Raw genomic sequence first — 18,875 nt, 5'->3', positions numbered from 1 at the left:
TATGCTAGATGTTAATCAATTACAGTCATAACTTTACCAATAGGGTTCATCTTACTATCACACTGTTCATATATAAGATCAACTAATTTTCCTTTGAGAGAATCATTTTTTTCCAACAAAACGGTTAGATAATTGGAGGTCACGGCCTTGAGGAAACCTGTCTGTCTGTCTTGTGTTTTCTGGACAATGGCCTGGAGCTTTCTGCCTCGATTGGCATGGATAAAAGCGGCCCGTTTTTCTTTGTCTAATGCTCGCATCCTTGCACATCTTTCTTTGATGACTCCTGAAGCAACCTTCCCTTTAAAATGATAGGCAGGGGTGCCTTTTCTCGCAGAAAAAGGAAATACGTGGAGATAGGAAACGGGCAATTTTTCAATAAACCTGAAGGTATTCTCAAATTGCGCGTCTGTCTCGGAAGGAAACCCGATAATGATATCCACACCAATACCGGCAAAAGGCAGTTTCCCATGGATCTTATGGATCAGCGTTTCAAACGAAGAAGTTAAATAGGGCCGTTTCATTTTTTTTAAAATCCCATCATCTCCGGATTGTAAAGGAATGTGGAAATGGTCACATACAATATGATCTGGAGAAGCCAGCTCAATCAAGCCGTCACATAATTCTGTAGGTTCAATGGAAGAGATCCGGACCCTGTCCACAGATTTTTCTTTATCCATGGTTTTAAGCAGGTTTATCAAGGCGGTGGGGGGATTCAAATCAAGACCATACATCCCGGTATGGATACCGGTAAGGATAACTTCCTTGAACCCGGATCGGACAAGCCCATCCAGATGTTTGAAAACCGTAGTTTCCGGCATACTCACAGAAGAGCCCCGGGCATAGGGTATAATGCAATAGGTGCAAAAGGCATTGCACCCATCCTGAATTTTCAGGTATGCCCGGGTCATATCTCCCTCCACCGGTTTATCAAATGAAAGGAAACGATTTCCTTTACTATAGTCTGGTGGCCGGAAGACAAAAGGGGAGGGGGCAACGGCATCGGGCTTACCCGTTATATGATTAGGTATCTGATTCGTTATCTGGCCCGGTATCTCGTTCGTTGCCTGAAGGTTGCCCAGCTCTTTAGACGGATCGACGATCAGGTCAGCTATCAGGGTTTTATCCTTGTGACAGACAATTTGGTCAATTCCTTCAATTTTATTTATAAGTTCATAATCTGTCTGGGCATGGCAGCCTGTGACAATGATTCTGGCGTTTGGGTTTTCACGAATCAGCCTTCTGATGGCCTGCCTGGACTGCATGCTTGCCTTTGATGTTACCGCACAGGTGTTGATGATGCACAGATCCGCAGATGAATGTTTGTCGCCCCGAACCAACCCTTTTTCTTCAAGACAGGAGGCAATACCGTCGGATTCGTATTTGTTGACCTTACATCCCAGTGTTTCAATATAAAATCTTTGTTTTTTCATTGAATAATACCCGCACCCAGCACCCGGTTGTCTCGATAAAAAACAGCTGCCTGTCCCGGGGTGATGGCCAGTTGCGGCGCATCAAAAATTACTTGTCCTGAAGCACCGTTGCGGTTTAGTTGAGAAGTTGCGCCTTTATGGGCGTATCGAATTTTGGTTGTCATGGTTAAAATCTCTTTGTTTTCTAAATAATTCCAGATAATGTCGTCCACCTGCATTTTTGTTGCTGCCAGATCATTTTTAAAACAGACCACCAGGGTATTGGTGGAAAGGTCAATTTGCTTTACATAATAGGGTTCCGATGCCGGGCAGTCAATTCCCCGTCTCTGGCCTATTGTAAAGGCATGAAGCCCTTTGTGGGTTCCGACTATTTTTCCATTGAAATCCTTTATATTCCCGGGTTTCGGCAAGATCCCTTTTTTATCAATGATAAACTGTGAAAAGCTGGTATCCTGTATAAAGCAGATATCCTGGCTTTCGCCGGAAGTTGTGGGGATCAGATTGTTTTTTTTTGCCACTGCCTTTACCTGGGGTTTGCTGTAACCTGCCAGGGGAAGAATAATCCGTTCCAATTGCTCAGAGCTGAGCATGGAAAGAAAATAGGACTGGTCCTTTAGAGGGTCAGCCCCTTTTTCAAGCCAGCTTTGTAAAATTTCTCTTTCTGGCGAGACCAAGGGATTGACAATGGTGGCATAGTGACCTGTTGCCAGTGCATCCGCTCCCAACTTACGGGCCTCGTCCAGCAGGACACCAAACTTGATCTTTTTGTTACAGATCACACAGGGGTTGGGGGTTTTGCCATCAAGGTAGGTGTCCATAAAATACTGAACCACCTCCTGTTCAAAAACCTGGGACAGATCTATTGTATGAACAGGAAAACCCAATTGTTGTTCAAGGGTTTTTACATTGGTAAGGCTTTTTTCATACCCTGTAGTAAAATGGATACCAAACACCTTTTTATAGTCTCGTTTGATGAGGAATCCTGCAACAAGGGAATCAACACCGCCGCTCAGGGCAACGGCCACGACAGGAAGGGTCATTAGAAAACTTCTTCTGTGTTTTTGCTGAAAAGCCCCATGGCCCGGGTCGGGCAAGTTAAAATACAAAGTTCACAGACACTGCATTTATCTTTGTTAAATATTACTTCCATTTCAGGGCGTTTGATATACAAGGCTTCAGTGGGGCAAACCGCTATGCAGGCACCGCAATGGGTACAGATCTCTTCATCCTTGTAAATCTGGTGTTCGGGATTAGACACCTCAACACCCTGGTCTTTTAAAAATGTTATCCCTTTGTTAAATCCGGATCGGGTGTCCGATGAAAGTTCCAAAACCATAAATCCGTCTTTTCTGTTGGAAATTCTGGCGTTTAAAATATTAAACATCAAATCGAACTTTTTTGTTAACTGGCAGACCAATGCCTTCTGGGCAACCTCGGGTGGAAAATGTAAAATAACTATTTTAGAATACAATGGCATTCCTCCGTTCTTAAAATAGCTTAAATTAAAATCCCTTTGACAAAAGGATTACTTTAAGTATTATAATTATCAGGTCAAGCTTATAATCAACAGCATCTTTATAGATACTGGTACCTTTATATAGTATTCCCAATGGATAAACAATCTTGTTTTAAAGGTCAGGCAGATGAATCGTTTTGCATTTGAATTGTCCGGTTATACCCTTAAAACTTTTTCAGGGTTTTCAAAGGCCAGCATAAAAATCAAAGGCCAGGAAAATATTCCCGATGGATCCGTTATTTTTTGCGCCAACCATTTTACAAGAATTGAAACCATTTTTTTGCCATACCATATCCATACCATTACCCAAAAACAGGTCTGGTCCCTTGCTGCCCGAGAGTTGTTTGAATTTCCAGTTCTGGAAGGGTTTTTAAATAAGTTAGGCGCCGTTTCCACCCATGATCCCAACCGGGACGAATTAATTTTACAAACCCTATTATCGGGTGATGTCCAATGGATTATTTTCCCCGAAGGCATGATGGTTAAAAATAAAAAACTGGTTAAAAATGAAACCTTTCTATTAACCGATGATACAGGGGTTTGCCGGCCGCATACCGGGGCTGCAGCCCTTGCCCTGCGGTGCGAATTTTTCCGGGAACGGCTGCGCAGACTCTCCGGTACGAGGAACCTTGAATTTAACAGACTGGTAAAAAGCCTCAAAATAACCGATTTAGATCGGGTACTGGCCCAAACAACTTCCATCATTCCTGTGAACATTACCTATTACCCCGGCAATGCCAGGGATAATATTTTAGGGTCAATCGCAAAAACAATTCTGAAAGAACCCTCAAAAAGAGTGATGGACGAACTTATAACCGAGGGGGGAATGCTTTTTTCAGGGGTGGATATTACCATCCGGTTTGGAGATCCCATCCAAATTAATCCCTACCTGAATGATGCGTATATTGAGAGCATGTTGACGGTCAAACGGCGGGTGCGCTTTGAAGATGACATCAGTTCCAAACAAATTTCCAAACAAATTTCCAATGGGATCATGGAACGGTATATGTCTGCTGTTTATGACATGACCACCCTGAATTATGATCATGTCATGGCCTGCATTCTAAAGCATTTTCCCTATAAGAAAAACGGCATAGATATATATGAATTCTCCTGCAAGGTCTACTATGCCATTACCTGCCTCGTGTTAAACAAAATTTGTTATGTGTCTGATATCTTCCAGAAAAACCAGATCCATCTGCTGATCAATGATCGATACAAGCGAATAGAAAATTTTTTGCTGCTTGCCGAAAAAACCCGGATGATTGAAATTAAAGGGGACCGATTTTTTAAGGATCAGCGCCGGTTTTTTATCCGTTCAGACTTCCATACCATCCGAATGGAAAATCCCATTGTCGTCATGGCCAATGAGGTGGAGCCGGTTATTGCGGCTGAAATTTGTCTCAAGAAAATTGCCCAGAAATCTCGAGGACAGATTCTGGAACTTGTGAAGGGACGTTTAATGGAAAAAATGAATGTGGATTTCAGTAACGCCTATAATACCCATTATATTGAAGGCGAATCAAAGAAAAAACGAATCGGTCGACCCTTATTTTTAAAACACGATAATGAGATTGCCGGTGTTCTGCTGATCCACGGATATCTGGCATCTCCCGAAGAGATGAAATCTTGTGCCCAATATCTCCAGGGAAAAGGATTTACGGTTTTTGTCCCCCGCCTTGCAGGCCATGGTACCGCCCCGGAAGACCTTGCCGGAACCTCCTATGAGCAATGGGTGGAATCCGTTGAGGAGGCGTATGTGGTTCTGCGGCATTCCTGTGATAAAATAATCATCGGAGGATTTTCAATGGGAGCAGGTCTTGCCCTTGAACTCGCCTGCCGGGTGAAAGATTATCAAGCCGTTTTTGCCGTGGCCCCTCCCATGCAGCTCAATGACCTGGGATCATATTTTGTACCGGCCATTGATGCCTGGAACTCCATGATCAAAAGAATTCGCTTGTCTTCCATAGCAAAGGAATTTCTTGAAAATGACCCGGAAAACCCCCATATCAATTATATTAGAAATCCTGTTGCGGGTATTCATCAGCTTGAAATGCTGATGGATCAGCTATCCCCCAAGTTAAAGACAATGGAGAAACCAGTGCTGGTAGTTCAGTCCAGAAAGGATCCGGTGGTCAGCCCCAAGGGAACCCAACGCTTATTCGAAAAGCTCGGATCCAAGGTAAAGGAATATTATCTTTTTGATTATGATCGACATGGTATTTTAACGGGCAGGGGGGTGGAACGGGTTTTTCAGTCCATTGAAAATTTTATCAGGCAGTGGGTATGATAAATTTAAAAAAAATGCCCCGGATCTTTGGATAAAAACCCGGGGCATCAAATAACGATTGGAAATGACGATTGGTTAAAAATAAAACTTATTCAGCCAACATCCTATTGTTATTCAGCCAACATCATGGTGGCAGGATTGATCTTGTGTTTTTGATCTATCCTGTCACCGTCTTTTAAAATTACAGCTTCAATCTTGTCATCAACCGGCTGGAGAAAAACGGCTTTGTCAAAGAGATGTTTTACCGCGTCCAACTGAACCGGAAAACCGTCTTCACTCAAGGCTTCTTCCCTGTGACTCTTCATGGAAAACCAGATAAAAACGCCAAATTCCTGATTCAAACCTTTTAGATCTTCCAGTATGTCACTGACATCTTTATCAAAATTGATGCCGTCAATCACAATGATAGAAGGAAGAGCCAGGTCAGATTTTTTGAAACTTTTCAAATAATCTTTAATCTTATCTGTATTAAAGGTAGATTCTGTATAGCTGATACCCACTTTATTGGGACAGATATCGTCCCACAGGCGAACCGCCTTCTGGGGATCCACATAGCCAATATTGTCCACCAGGTTTGTATAAGCTTCTTCATATCTCAGGTTGATCTTGTCCATGGGATCATCAAGGCTCACATGGAGTATTTTTTGATCGGCCAATAATTGTGTCAACGCAATCTGAACAAGGAAACTGGTTTTGCCAACGCCTGCCCGGGAAAGAACAGCTCCGAATTGGCCTTTTGCTATATTTTCAATGCCAATGGCTCGTTCAACCGGGCTTTTGAGAATGAGATCTTTTTTAAGCATAATTCCTCTCTTTAAGTAAGGGTCTTATTTATTTTTTGCAGCTTTTTCGTCTGCTTTCTTTTTAGATATTTCTTCAGCCACGGACTGGGGAACCTGTTTGTAGGCAGCAAATTCCATTGTAAACTGTGCTTTGCCCTGGGTGGCGGACCGAATGATAGTTGAAAAGCCGAACATTTCTGACAGAGGAACCTGGGATTCTACCACGGACATGACCCCTTCTTCCTGGGAGCCCTGGATAATTCCCCTTCTCTGGTTGATCAGTCCCATGCAAGACCCCTGGAATTCATTGGGGGTTTCAATAACCACCTTCATGATGGGTTCCATGATAACCGGTTTTGCCTTTGCATACCCTTCCAAAAACCCTCCCCTGGCAGCAGCCTGGAAAGCCATTTCAGAGGAGTCAACCGCATGAAATCCACCGTCTTCAAGTGTAATCTTGATACCGGTAACCGGAAATTCAAGGTTGGGACCCTTTGCCATACAGCCGCGAAATCCTTTTTCACACGAAGAAATATATTGGGTTGGAATCCTGCCGCCGGTGACCTTATTGACAAATTCAAACTCTTCTTCACAGGGTTCAAGGAACCCCATCACCTTGCCAAACTGTCCGGAACCACCGGTCTGTTTTTTATGGGTGTAGCTGAAGGGGGCTTTTCGGGTAATGGTCTCTCGATAGGCGACCCTGGGTTTTCCGGTTTCAACTTCTGCCTGGTATTCGCGTTTCATTCTTTCCACATAAACTTCCAGGTGAAGCTCACCCATACCCTGTATAATGGTATCTCCGGTTTCATTGTCCACATAGGTCTTAAATGTGGGGTCTTCTTTGGTGAACCGGTTCAGGGCCTTTGACATATTGATCTGGGCCTTGTTGTCCTTGGGGACAATGGAAAGGGAAATAACCGGTTCCATGATATGCATGGCGATAAGGGTATAATTAACGGATGGGGATACAAAGGTATCACCCGAAGCACAATCGACCCCGAACATGGCACCGATATGACCGGCCGGGATGGCATCCACTTCTTCCATCTGGGAGGAATGCATGCGGATAAGGCGACCGGCTTTGATCTTTCTGCCGTCCCTGGAGTTAACAAGGGTGTCTCCCTTGTTGATGCACCCCTGGTATACCCGGATATAGGTGAGCTGGCCGTATTGACCGTCTTCAAGCTTAAAGGCAAGGGCCACAGTGGGTTTGTCAAAAACGCTTTCCAGGGCAACCGTCTCTTCGTTGTTGTCCATATCAATGGCCACGTTTTCAATGTCCAGGGGAGAGGGAAGGTAGTTGAGAACCGCATTGAGCAGAGGCTGTACCGCCTTGTTCTTATAAGCAGATCCAAGGAAAACAGGGGTCATTTTTCTTGAGATGGTACCGATTCTCACGGCAGCCATGATCATTTCTGTGGTGATTTCACGTTCTTCCAAAAGGGCATCGGTCAGGTCATCAGAGAAGAGAGATGCTTCATCCAGCATCACTTCCCTTGCTGAATTTGCCTCTTCCAGCAAATCTGCAGGAATCTCCTTTTCAACCATGATCTCCCCATTGTCGCCTTCAAAATAATAGGCTTTCATGGTAACCAGGTCGACAATACCTTCATGTTTGTCTTCAAGGCCGATTGGCAGCTGCATCATGACCGAATTATGTCCCAGCTTGTCTCTTAACTGACCGCTAACCTTGATGGGATTGGCACCGGACCTGTCACACTTGTTGACAAAGGCAATGCAGGGGACTTCATAGCGTTTCATCTGCTGGTCCACGGTAATGGACTGAGACTGGACACCGGATACAGAGCAGAGGATAAGGACAACACCATCTAATACTCGCAAAGACCGCTCAACTTCAACTGTAAAATCCACATGGCCGGGTGTGTCGATAATGTTGATGGCATGGTGATCCCATTCACAATGGGTGGCGGCAGAGGCAATGGTGATGCCTCTTTCCCTTTCAAGCTCCATTGAATCCATGACAGCGCCGACACCGTCTTTACCCCTGACTTCATTGATTTGGTGAATCTTGTCCGTATAAAACAAAATTCTTTCAGTAAGTGTGGTTTTGCCGGAATCAATATGGGCACTGATTCCAATGTTTCTTACCCTTGCTAGATCTCTGATCATTTTTTAATCATCCTTATGAATAAAAATAAATTCCTTTAAACAATATAAAAAACGCAGATATTGCCAAAGGCATTGCTATATATTAAATTTACTAATCTTTTTATTATGCGATTTTATTAACTTGAATCCAGATTAAAATTAACGTATGAAAAGCGATTATGTATACTTTTTCCCCTTGTTTGTCAAGACCTTAATAGGCCTTTAAAATGGTTCTCAACGAATCCCTATGGCACTTTTACCTTATCTCTCGAACCAAACACCATCCTGATGACATCGGCTGAAAGATGTTTTAAAAAAAACAGGCCGGCTTCCTTTTCAGGGGCCGGCCTGTTTTACAAAGATTAATCACGTCATTAATTTTCAGCTGGTGGTTCCATATTCTTGGACATCTCTTTTTTCTTAAATTTTAAAGTAATTTGGTGTTAATGCCTGAATGCCTGGATACAACGTACGGCCATCTAATTCACCATGCGGTCATGGCCCTTCCACTCCTTTTCCCGCAGCTTGAACTTCTGGATTTTGCCTGTGGCGGTTTTGGGCAATGGACCGAACTCAATATACTTGGGGGCCTTGAATCGGGCCAGGTTTTCTTTGCAAAAAGCAATGAGATCGGCGGGATCAGGCTGGCTCCCGTTATGGGAAACGATAAAAGCCTTGGGCACCTCCCCCCATTTGGGGTCGGGCACGGGAATGACGGCTACTTCAAGCACATCAGGATGGGTATAGAGCACATTTTCAATTTCCACTGTGGAAATATTTTCCCCGCCGCTGATGATGATATCCTTTTTCCGGTCCATGATCTGGACATAGTTATCCGGATGGATGACGGCAAGATCCCCCGAGTGGAACCATCCACCATTAAAGGCCTCTGCCGTGGTTGCCTCATCCTTGTAATACCCCAGCATGACATTGTTGCCCCGCATCACGATCTCCCCCATGGTAACCCCGTCTCTTTTGACCGGTTCCATGGTCATGGGGTCCACCACGTCCATATGTTCGGCCACAATATAGGGAACCCCCTGGCGGGCCTTGATACCGGCCTTGGCCATGGGTTCCAGATCATTCCATTTATCCTGCCACTGGCAAATGCTATGGGGGCCGAACACCTCTGTCAGGCCGTAGGTCTGGGTGATGGTTGCGCCGATGTTTTCCATATTCTGGATCACGGTCGGAGCCGGCGGTGCACCGGCCGTCATAATTTGAAGACCATGGGAGAGTCGGATCTGATTTTCCTTGGCATAAACAGACATGCCAATAAGGATGGTGGGAGCGGCGCATAGATGGGTAATGCCTTTGTTTTCTACGATGCTGTAAATTTCTTTTGGCTCCACCTTTCTCAGACAGACATGGGTGCCCCCAATGGCTGTGATCCCCCAGGTAAAACACCAGCCGTTGCAGTGAAACATGGGCAAAGTCCAGAGATACCGAGTATCTGCAGAAGTTTTGAACTCCAGCTGCTCGCCGATGGCATTGAGATAGGCGCCGCGATGGTGGTACATGACGCCTTTGGGGCGGCCCGTCGTACCGGAAGTATAATTGATGCTCAAAATATCACGTTCATCCTGAATGGCCAATTGAACAGGATACGTTGGACTGTCCGCCAGAAAGGCCTCGTAGTCTGGCCCGTTCAGAGGGGTTGAATCATCGATATCGCAAATATTCACATAGAATTCAACAGCAGCTAACCCTGAGACAATAGGAGCAATCGCCGGACTGAACTCATTGTCTGCAAACACAGCTTTGGCATCACAGTGGTTAATGATATAGGCCAATTCCCCGGCAGATAACCTGATATTAATGCTGACCAGGGCTGCCCCCAGCAGGGGCACCGCATAATGGGCCTCCAGCATGGGCGGTGTATTGGGACAGATAAAGGCCACCTTGTCTCCGGGACCGATGCCCCTGGCCTTCAGTGCATTGGCCAGACGAAACACCCGTTCCTGGAACTGATGGTAGGTATAGGATGTATCCCCGTAGATCACGGCTGTTTTGTCCGCGAACACCTCCACACTGCGGGCAAGAAAATTGGTGGGACTGAGCAAATCGTAGTTTACAGGCTTGTCTGACATGGCTGGCTCCTCCTTGTGATTAGATTAACAATGAAAAAGTCCTTGTAATTATTAACAAAGAAGAGGCTCCAGGTTCAATCGGTAACAGACCCATAATCATATAGCCGACAGCCTGAGAGCATCTAGGTTCATCACCTAGAAAACCACTGAAATACCATCCTCTATTTCTTCATTTCATGGGCCCAGTGAACCGCCATTTTAACAAGCTCTGTATAATGTTTGAGGTTGAGTTTTCCCTTGATTTTTTCCCGGTGGGTACCGATAGTTTTCATGCTCAGGTTCAACCGTCTTGCGATTTCTTTGGAATCCAATCCGTCACCCATCAGTCTGAATACCTCAAGCTCCCGGTTGGTGAGTTCATCCAGACTGAAGGAAGGTTTGGAAGATTTACGGTTGATCATCCTGTGAATCATTTTTTCCTTGATCTGATCACTGGCATAGACATGACCTGCAAGGACCTCTCGGATAGCCGTGACCACCTGATTGATAGCCCGCTGTTTCATCACATATCCCATCGCACCTGCGCGCAGTGCCCGTTCCGCATACATGGAATCATCGTACATGGACAGCACCAGCACAGGAAGATCTGGATAGGCCCGGCTAATGTCCTCCACCAGATCAAGCCCGTTGCTCTCGGCAAGGGAAATATCCACAATCATCAGGTCGGGCAGATTTTGTTTAACGGCGTCCCAGGCCTTGTCAGCCGTATCTTTGCAATCCGCTACAAGAAGATCCGGTTCATTGTTGATCAGCTCGGTCATGCCCAGGCAGAAGATCGGATGATCATCCACAATCATGATCCGGCAGTTTTTTGGTTTCCCTGTCATGATCCAGCCTCCTTTTTTGTCATGGTTGCGGTCCGGCTGAGGCGGACGTGAATCCTTGTTCCGTTAGATCCGCTGTCAATATAAAACTGGGCGTCGATTATCTTTGCCCTGTATTCCATGATCTGAAGTCCGATCCCTCGGGTTGATCCATCATCGTTGATGCCCTGGCCGTTGTCATGGACGCACAGATGAATCAATTCGGACGGTTCACCTTTGTTTTCAAGGGTCAGGGATATCTCGACCAGACTGGCCTTTGAGTGCTTGACCGCATTGTTTATGGCTTCTCTTACAATGTGGTAAAAATGGGTGGCACGGCTGTTGTCCTGAAAATCAATCTCCTTGTCCCCGTGAAACTCAAACCGAATACCAGGAAGATGGGAAACACTTAAGACGATGTCCTCCAGTGCTGCCTGAAGACCATGGGCCACCAGATGAACCGGGCAGAGTCCCCTGGCAAGCTGCCGGGTCTTTTCCACCGCATCGCCCATGAGATCCCCGATCTTGTCCGCCAGTCTTGTTGACGGATCATTCCGTTCTTTCAAATTTTCTTTCAGCACCGCAGCAAGCCCTGCAATACCGATTAAGTGGGGGCAAAGATCATCATGGAGATCCTGTCCGATTTTCTGGCGTTCCCGGTCCCCTGCATGCATGACCTGCTTTTCCAGACCCTTTGACCGGGTAATATCTCTAAGAATGATGATACTGCCGACAGGATTCCCGTGGCTGCCCTGGATGGTGGCACCGGAAATGCTCACATCCACCAGATGCCCTGACTTTGAATACCGACGGGTTTCCACATCAAAGATCCCGTCACCGCAAATCACCTGTTGGATCATGATCTTTGTTTCCGCCCAATGGTTCTCCGGTACAAAATGATCCATTTTTTTATTGACACACGCCTCAAGGGTCCAGCCAAATACCCGGGTAAATGCCGGATTGATATAGATCACCTGCCCCTGCATATCGTAATTAACAATAGGATCAGGAGCCGCCTCCATGAGCAGAAAATACCTTTCCTGGCTCTCTTTTCTGGCCTCCTCGGCCATAATCCGCACCCGTATTTGGTCCTCAAGGCTATTGTGGGTGGTTTCCAACCGGTCCATAAACCGGTTGAAATGACCGGACAACTGCCCGACCTCATCGGTGGAACGGCTGTACATCCGGGCGGAATAATCTCCTGACGTCACCGTTTTGAATCTTGCCATCAGCTCCCTCAGGGGTGTGGTAATGGTCCGGCTGATCCCGAACGTGATGGCCAGCATGATTGTGAAAAAAAGGACGGATATGCCCAAAACCACATTCCTGATGGTGCCAAGGGGCTTATACAGCTCATCCAAATAGGAGGAACAGGCCACGATCCACTGATATTCCGGGATATAGTTGAACATTACAAGCTTCTGCCGGGCCCGGGATTCCCCAGGATTTTTCCAAAAGTAGACAGACTTTCCTTTTTTCCGCCTCATCATATCTTCCAGATAACGGTTGGGCAGTTCCTCGGTATCAAAGATATTCACCCCCTGGAGTTTGGGATGAATGATGGCATTGGCATCTTTATCAATGACAAATGCATAGCCGCTGTCACCAAAGTTAAGGGAAAGAACGCTGCTTCTAAAATCCTCCACATTGACCAGTTTAATGAACTCCGATCGATAGGCACTGGCGGCGATAATCCAGTCCCAGGGTTCAAAGTAGGACATGTAAAGGGCCTTGGGCCGGGCCACGGATTCCCCGGGGTTTTTCCACTCATATTCCAGATACCCCTGACGGAAGGCTGTCATACGTTCGACAAATTCAAAATCTGCCACATTGGTTCCGACTAAGGCCGGGCTGGGATGCACTAAAACCATACCGGAACTGTCAAGGCAATATAGATAACCTGAGCTGCCGATGGTCTGGCTCATCACCATGTCTGCTACCCGTATTTTTGCTTCACCCTCTGTGATAATACCCTTTTGCGCCTTTACATACAGGCTTTTGACAATCTCAAGATTTTTTTCCGCCACGGCCCGAAGATGATTTTTAATGGAGACATTCACCGACGTATTGACCATGTTGTATATCATCTGGGTGGTATTGGTCAGCTCACTTTCAATTCTGGCCTCGATATTATTGCGCACATAGACATAGATAAAAAGATTACAGAACAGCATGGACAGAAAAAAAATAAGGGCAAAGCTGATGAGAAATTTAAACCGGATCTGAAGAGAGTTAAAGAGAATCCGCAGCTGATTGAACATCGTCGACTGGGCAACGTGGGTCTGATCCTTTGATTCTGGTTTCCTCACGATATGGCTCCGTTGGGTTAAGATCATTCGCAATCGTATCTGACGTTGCAACTTACGGTTAGGACAAGATCCGCTGTCTTGTCAACTTAAAAAGTGCAAAACTGGAGAGTTTTTGGTATTGATCCGCCACAAAAAAATACCATGCGTAAATTTTCAATCAATTGCAAGAGAAACAATTTTAGCATAATCACCTATATTATCAGAGGTGGGCAATATTCCTTGATGCATTTCCGGTCTTATAGCAAAGCTCCAGGTTTTTATCTTTTTTATTGTGTTTACCCACTCCATTTATTAAACTTCCTTTCCTATTATATATGAATATTTAAATCTTGGAGATACTGCTTGAAAAAAATTTTATTTGTAATTGTTCTTGCCATCTGTTGTAGCTCAACTGCTTTTCCCGCTTCCGAAAGAGAATTGTTCGAAAACGGGGTCAATTTTTTAAAACAGGACAAAAACCAGGAAGCTGTTGATTCCTTTACGGCACTGATCAAAATGGCACCCCAGAATCCAAATGCGTATAAAAACCGCGGGGTGGCCCACATGAAATTGAATCAATACGATGCGGCCATAAATGATTTTGAGCAGGTAAAAGAAATTTTACCTGATTTAAAGGGATTGTACAGCAATCTGGGGGTGGCCTGGTATTATAAAAAAGATTATACCCAAGCCATTGAAAATTATGATAAAGAAATTTCCCTATCCCCTGACAATCATTTTGCCTATTTTAACAGGGCTATCTGCAGGGCTGAACTCAAAGCGTATGGGGCAAGTCTCAAAGATATCAATAAAACCCTTGAGCTTGTGCCAAAGTTTTATCTGGCACTTTGTTTAAAGGGGGATTTACACACAGATATGAATCAGCCCCAACGAGCGAAACAAGCTTATAAACAAGCAATCTTAATTGAACCCGATAAGCTCTATGCTAAGGAAAAGCTTGAAGGCCTGATGCAAAAACAGGGTCCAATGACCCAAACCCAAAAAGAATCTTCCCAGGCTTCAACAATTGCAGCGACCCTGTCTGAAGATTATGAACTCCAGACAGGTGCTTTTCAAGTTAAAGACAATGCCCTGCTGATGCGAAAAAAGCTTGAAAAAGATGGATATACGGCAAGAATTCTTGAGTTAAAAAGCCCCAAAAACACCACCTGGTATCTCGTGAGGACAGGTAGATATTCCCAAAAAAAAGCGGCTGAATCCTTTAAAACAAATTTAAAAAGTGATATGGGCATCGAATCCATTATCAGGCCATATGACCGATTTTAGCTGACCAATTTTAGCTTCAAGGACTGGACCGATTTTAGGGATATAGGAAGATACAAAATGGATATTTATAATTTGGTCAGTTTTGCTGGCATCTTCGGGCTGTTGGCCATTGCATGGTTGATATCACGCTTTATCTTTAAAAATACCCAGAAAATTAATTGGCACCTGCTTGGCTGGGCCCTCGGGCTCCAGTTTATTTTTGCCTTGTTCATTTTTGTGCTTCCTGCAGGGGTTACCCTGTTCCAGGCTATAAATGACCTGGCAGTAATAGTACTTGGAACCGCATCTGCGGGAGGGCAATTTGTCTTTGGGCCCCTGGCTTTTCCGCCCGGTGTCCAGGGGTCAATTGGATTCATCCTGGCCTTTCAGGCATTTCCTACGATTATTTTCTTTTCAGCCCTTGTGTCTGTGTTGTATTATTACAACATTTTACCCTTTATTATCCGACTATTTGCCAGGCTTTTTACTAAGGTGATGAGAATTTCCGGTGCCGAAAGCCTCTGCGCAGCCAGCAATATTTTTGTGGGAATCGAATCGGCCTTTACCATCAAACCCTATATAGACAAGATGACCCGGTCTGAACTGTGCACCATCCTCACGGCCGGCATGGCAACGGTGGCATCAAACGTCCTTGCATTTTATGTGTTTACATTACAGGCCCAGTTTCCTTCCATTGCAGGCCACCTGATATCAGCTTCATTTTTATCTGCTCCTGCAGCTCTTGTCATGTCAAAGCTTATCTTCCCTGAATCTGGCACCCCTCAAACCCTTGGCAAGATTGTAGATATTCACTATGAAAGGGAATCTTGTCTTTTTGAAGCCATTATCAATGGTGCCGCATCCGGGCTTAAAGTAGTTTTTAGTATTGTGGCACTCTTGATCGCTGTGATGGGGCTTGTGGCTTTAGCCAATCTTATTCTGGGAAGTGCCGGCAACATGGTCAGCCAGTGGATAGGGACCCCCATGGAGTGGTCGTTGAAATCTTTTCTGGGGGTTCTGTTTTATCCATTTACCCTGATCATCGGTATCCCCCCTGTGGATGCCGGTATAATTTCCCGAATCATCGGTGAGCGAATTATTTTAACCGAAGTGATTTCCTATCAGGATCTTGCACTGGCCCTGGCCCAAAAAAGCCTGATCCACCCCAGGTCTGCGGTTGTGGCAGCCTATGCCTTATGCGGATTCGCCCATTTAGCTTCCATGGCTATCTTTGTGGGGGGAATTACAGCCCTTGCCCCGAAACGGACATCAGACATTGCTGGGGTCGCCATCAAGGCATTAATCGCCGCTACATTTGCCTGTCTTTTGACAGCCTGTGTGGCCGGCACTTTTTACAATAATACCAGCCTGCTGCTGGGAAATTAAGGATACAAAATGGGTTTATCAGCCTCCCCCGATTCAATAAATTCTGGTTCAATACCTCCAGATATGCTTGGGTTTTCTGATCGTCTGAAACAAGGATGTGAGAAAATAGCCGTGGATATTACTCCAGAACAAATATCCCTGATGGCGGCCCATGGGGCACAATTAATCCTATGGAATAAAAAGATCAACCTGACGGCCATTGTTGAGCCAAAGGCCATGGCTGAAAAGCATTTTATCGATGCCCTTGCGGTTCAGCCCTTTCTCGGACAGGAAAAAAAAATTATGGATATGGGAACGGGCGGGGGATTCCCCTCCATACCCTTGAAAATTCTCAATCCCCGGCTTAATTTTGTTCTGGTGGATTCATCCAGAAAAAAAGTTAATTTTTTAAAACATGTGATCCGGACCCTGGGGCTGAAAGATATTAAAGCCGTGCATGCCAGGGTGGAGGATCTTGCCCGTGATGATTTCCATGTTAACGCCTATGATGCGGTTATTTCAAGGGCCTTTACCGGGCTTGAAAAATTTGTTGGTTTTTCCCTTCCATTGCTAAAACCTGGGGGGACAATATATGCACTCAAGGGAAAACACGCCCCGGATGAAATAACGCCTGATCTCAAATCTCAATTTGAAATCAGGACAGACCATTATCAGCTTCCCTTTGAACGCTCCGACCGGTATCTGATTCAGTTAAATAAACGATAGCGAGAACAAAGGGGCAAATCTCTTGCCTTGCTTTGTTTTCGCTATCGTTTGTCTGTACAATTATGCTTGCTTTTTCTTTCCTGTTTTTTATTGTTTAGGCGTCTTTCTCTGCATTTACCCGTTCGATTATTTTCTGGGCGAGATCACCCGGAACTTCGTCATAATGTTCAAATTCCATGGTAAAGGTTCCCCGTCCGCCGGTCATGGAACCCAGGTCAGGTGCATACCTGAGTATTTCCGACATGGGAACAAGGGCGTTGATGATCTGTTTGTCTCCCTCGGAATCCATACCTAGAACACGGCCACGCCTGGAATTCATGTCCCCCATGATGTCCCCAGTTGCATCTTCAGGCACTTTGACAGACACCTTCATGATGGGCTCCAATAATACAGCCCTGGCATCTTTGGCCGCATTTTTAAAGGCAATGGAGCCGGCTGTTTTAAAGGCCATCTCAGAAGAGTCAACCGAATGGTAGGAACCAAAATCCACGGTAACCCTGAAATCCACACAGGGAAACCCAGCCAGAATACCGGTGGCGGAACTTTCTCTTACACCCGCCTCAACCGCTGGAATATAATTTTTGGGGATGACGCCCCCCACAATTTTATCGACAAACTCAAACCCTCGGCCCTTGGGAAGCGGTTCAAGTACGATCCAGCAATCACCGAACTGACCATGGCCGCCCGATTGTTTTTTATGCTTTCCCTGGACCCGAATTTTTTTCTTAAAGGTTTCTCTGTAGGCCACTTTAGGAGTTGCGATCTCCATGCCCACATTGAATTTTCTTAGGATTTTATCCGCCGTGGTTTCAATGTGGACCAATCCCCGACCGGAAAGAATGGTCTGTTTGGTTTCTTTTTCCCGTCGAAGTTGAAGACCTGTATCCTCTTCTAAAATTTTGCGAATTGCTTCGTGGATTTTGTCTTCATCATTTTTGGAACTAGGAGAAATGGCAAAAGAAATAACCGGCGGCATGGCTGCCGGGGCAGGAATCTGGATCTCTTTGCCCCCTGTCAGGGTATCTCCTGTCAAGGTGTCTTTGAGTTTGGCAACCGCCACAATGGAGCCGGGAAGGGCACTGGTAATTGTTTTTTGTTCTTTGCCGGCAATTTCCAATAACTGGGAAAATCGTTCCTTGGAGTCCTTGGTCACATTGAAGATATTGCCTTCCTTGCCCAGGGTTCCGGAAATCACCCTGAAAAGGGAAAGTCGACCTGCATAGGGATCGACGATGGTGGCAAAAACAAATCCACAAAACTCGGCGCTTGGATCCGGTGACACAACGACTTGTTCACCATTGGCGTCTGTTGCTGTCCAGTCACCGCGATCCAGGGGAGAGGGCATGAAATCATTAATAAAGTTAAAAACCGTATCAATACCAATCATTTTTGTGGCTGAGGTGCAGAGGGCCGGATAGAATTGTGCATCCAGAACCCCTTTGCGGAAAGTGACCTTGAGTTCATCTTCGGTAAGTTCTTCGCCTTCCAGATATTTTTCAAGAAGATCATCATCGAGTTCTGCAATGTTCTCAATGAATTCTTCTTTGGCCAAGGCCATATCATCGGCCATGTCAGCAGGGATATCAACCCTTGTGGCTTTGCCATCATCATCATATTCATAGGCCTGACCGGAAATAATATTGACAATTCCTTTAAAATTGTCTTCCTGGCCAATGGGATAACAGATGGGAATTATTTTCTTCTTAAGACTCGTGTTACAGGCGGTAACACAGGTATCAAAATCGGATCTTTCCCGATCCAGTTTATTGACGACTACCAATCCGGGTAAATCGTATTCAAGAGCACAGGCGCTGGCTTCTTCTGTCATGGCCGAAGGACCGCCAACCCCGTCAATGACAAAGACCATGCCGTCGGCAACGGGAAAACAGGTTTTAGCAGCAGAAAAGAAATTTTGATCACCGGGAGTATCCATCAATGTAATGGTATGCTTGTTGTGGGTATATTTAATAAAAGATGTATTGATACTCTGCTGTTTTTTAATTTCTTCAGGTTGGAAATCCATAACCGTATTGCCATCTTCCACTTTTCCAAGGCGGTTGGTAACCCCGGCCTTAAAAAGCATAGCCTCAGCAAGAGTCGTCTTGCCTGCACCTCCATGGCCTGCCAGAGCCACATTTCTCATGGTTTTGATTTCTTCGCTCATTACTGCTCCTTTCAACAATTAAATTAATAATATTCAAATAATG

Annotated in this window: 14 protein-coding genes; 4 read left to right on the top strand and 10 right to left on the bottom strand. The window is 45.4% G+C overall.

The annotated features are described in order from the left end of the window. Positions 1 to 11: 11 nt before the first annotated feature. Genes mtaB through ACZ45G_RS12225 form a run of 3 tightly spaced genes read right to left on the bottom strand, consistent with a single transcriptional unit; the run spans position 12 to position 2,907 of the window. On the bottom strand, positions 12 to 1,430 hold the full coding sequence (gene mtaB, locus ACZ45G_RS12235) for a tRNA (N(6)-L-threonylcarbamoyladenosine(37)-C(2))-methylthiotransferase MtaB (RefSeq protein ID WP_464178471.1): 1,419 nt from the start codon (positions 1,428 to 1,430) through the stop codon (positions 12 to 14). Continuing rightward, positions 1,427 to 2,470, bottom strand: a complete 1,044-nt coding sequence (gene mnmA, locus ACZ45G_RS12230) for a tRNA 2-thiouridine(34) synthase MnmA (RefSeq protein ID WP_464178469.1) — start codon at positions 2,468 to 2,470, stop codon at positions 1,427 to 1,429. Before mnmA ends, mtaB begins: the two co-directional genes overlap by 4 nt. After that, entirely contained in the window at positions 2,470 to 2,907 is a 438-nt protein-coding gene (locus ACZ45G_RS12225) for an NIL domain-containing protein (RefSeq protein ID WP_464178467.1), read from the bottom strand. Before ACZ45G_RS12225 ends, mnmA begins: the two co-directional genes overlap by 1 nt. Before the next feature lie 166 nt (positions 2,908 to 3,073). On the opposite strand from ACZ45G_RS12225, the gene ACZ45G_RS12220 reads away from it, so the two are divergent. Beyond that, positions 3,074 to 5,236, top strand: coding sequence for an alpha/beta fold hydrolase (locus ACZ45G_RS12220; RefSeq protein WP_464178465.1), 2,163 nt, complete (start codon positions 3,074 to 3,076; stop codon positions 5,234 to 5,236). Positions 5,237 to 5,346: 110 nt separating this feature from the next. Here ACZ45G_RS12220 and ACZ45G_RS12215 read toward each other — a convergent pair whose 3' ends face one another. From ACZ45G_RS12215 to ACZ45G_RS12190, 6 genes are all read right to left on the bottom strand, one after another. Next, positions 5,347 to 6,039, bottom strand: a complete 693-nt coding sequence (locus ACZ45G_RS12215; protein WP_464178463.1) for a hypothetical protein — start codon at positions 6,037 to 6,039, stop codon at positions 5,347 to 5,349. A 24-nt stretch (positions 6,040 to 6,063) separates the two neighbouring features. Then, on the bottom strand, positions 6,064 to 8,151 hold the full coding sequence (fusA, locus tag ACZ45G_RS12210) for an elongation factor G (RefSeq protein WP_464178461.1): 2,088 nt from the start codon (positions 8,149 to 8,151) through the stop codon (positions 6,064 to 6,066). A 458-nt stretch (positions 8,152 to 8,609) separates the two neighbouring features. Continuing rightward, complete coding sequence (locus ACZ45G_RS12205; protein ID WP_464178459.1) at positions 8,610 to 10,220, bottom strand: acyl--CoA ligase family protein; 1,611 nt, start codon at positions 10,218 to 10,220, stop codon at positions 8,610 to 8,612. A 161-nt stretch (positions 10,221 to 10,381) separates the two neighbouring features. Next, positions 10,382 to 11,047: a response regulator transcription factor gene (locus ACZ45G_RS12200; protein WP_464178457.1), complete on the bottom strand. Its 666-nt coding sequence runs from the start codon at positions 11,045 to 11,047 to the stop codon at positions 10,382 to 10,384. Continuing rightward, entirely contained in the window at positions 11,044 to 13,332 is a 2,289-nt protein-coding gene (locus ACZ45G_RS12195) for a cache domain-containing protein (RefSeq protein WP_464178455.1), read from the bottom strand. The genes ACZ45G_RS12200 and ACZ45G_RS12195 overlap by 4 nt, the downstream gene beginning before the upstream one ends. A 153-nt stretch (positions 13,333 to 13,485) precedes the next feature. Continuing rightward, entirely contained in the window at positions 13,486 to 13,620 is a 135-nt protein-coding gene (locus ACZ45G_RS12190) for a hypothetical protein (protein WP_464178453.1), read from the bottom strand. Between the two features lie 54 nt (positions 13,621 to 13,674). On the opposite strand from ACZ45G_RS12190, the gene ACZ45G_RS12185 reads away from it, so the two are divergent. The 3 genes from ACZ45G_RS12185 to rsmG are packed head-to-tail and all read left to right on the top strand — an operon-like array spanning position 13,675 to position 16,668. Beyond that, on the top strand, positions 13,675 to 14,598 hold the full coding sequence (locus ACZ45G_RS12185; protein WP_464178451.1) for an SPOR domain-containing protein: 924 nt from the start codon (positions 13,675 to 13,677) through the stop codon (positions 14,596 to 14,598). Between the two features lie 57 nt (positions 14,599 to 14,655). After that, positions 14,656 to 15,963: a NupC/NupG family nucleoside CNT transporter gene (locus ACZ45G_RS12180; protein ID WP_464178449.1), complete on the top strand. Its 1,308-nt coding sequence runs from the start codon at positions 14,656 to 14,658 to the stop codon at positions 15,961 to 15,963. A 9-nt stretch (positions 15,964 to 15,972) separates the two neighbouring features. Then, a complete protein-coding gene (gene rsmG / locus ACZ45G_RS12175) occupies positions 15,973 to 16,668 on the top strand; it encodes a 16S rRNA (guanine(527)-N(7))-methyltransferase RsmG (RefSeq protein ID WP_464178447.1) in 696 nt (231 codons plus the stop codon). A 94-nt stretch (positions 16,669 to 16,762) separates the two neighbouring features. Here rsmG and fusA (ACZ45G_RS12170) read toward each other — a convergent pair whose 3' ends face one another. Next, a complete protein-coding gene (gene fusA, locus ACZ45G_RS12170; protein WP_464178445.1) occupies positions 16,763 to 18,832 on the bottom strand; it encodes an elongation factor G in 2,070 nt (689 codons plus the stop codon). Positions 18,833 to 18,875 lie beyond the last annotated feature (43 nt).

It is taken from the genome of Desulfoconvexum algidum (genome assembly GCF_055382125.1).
The sequence above is the reverse complement of the archived record's forward strand: the minus strand, read 5'-3'. Positions and strand labels throughout refer to the sequence as shown.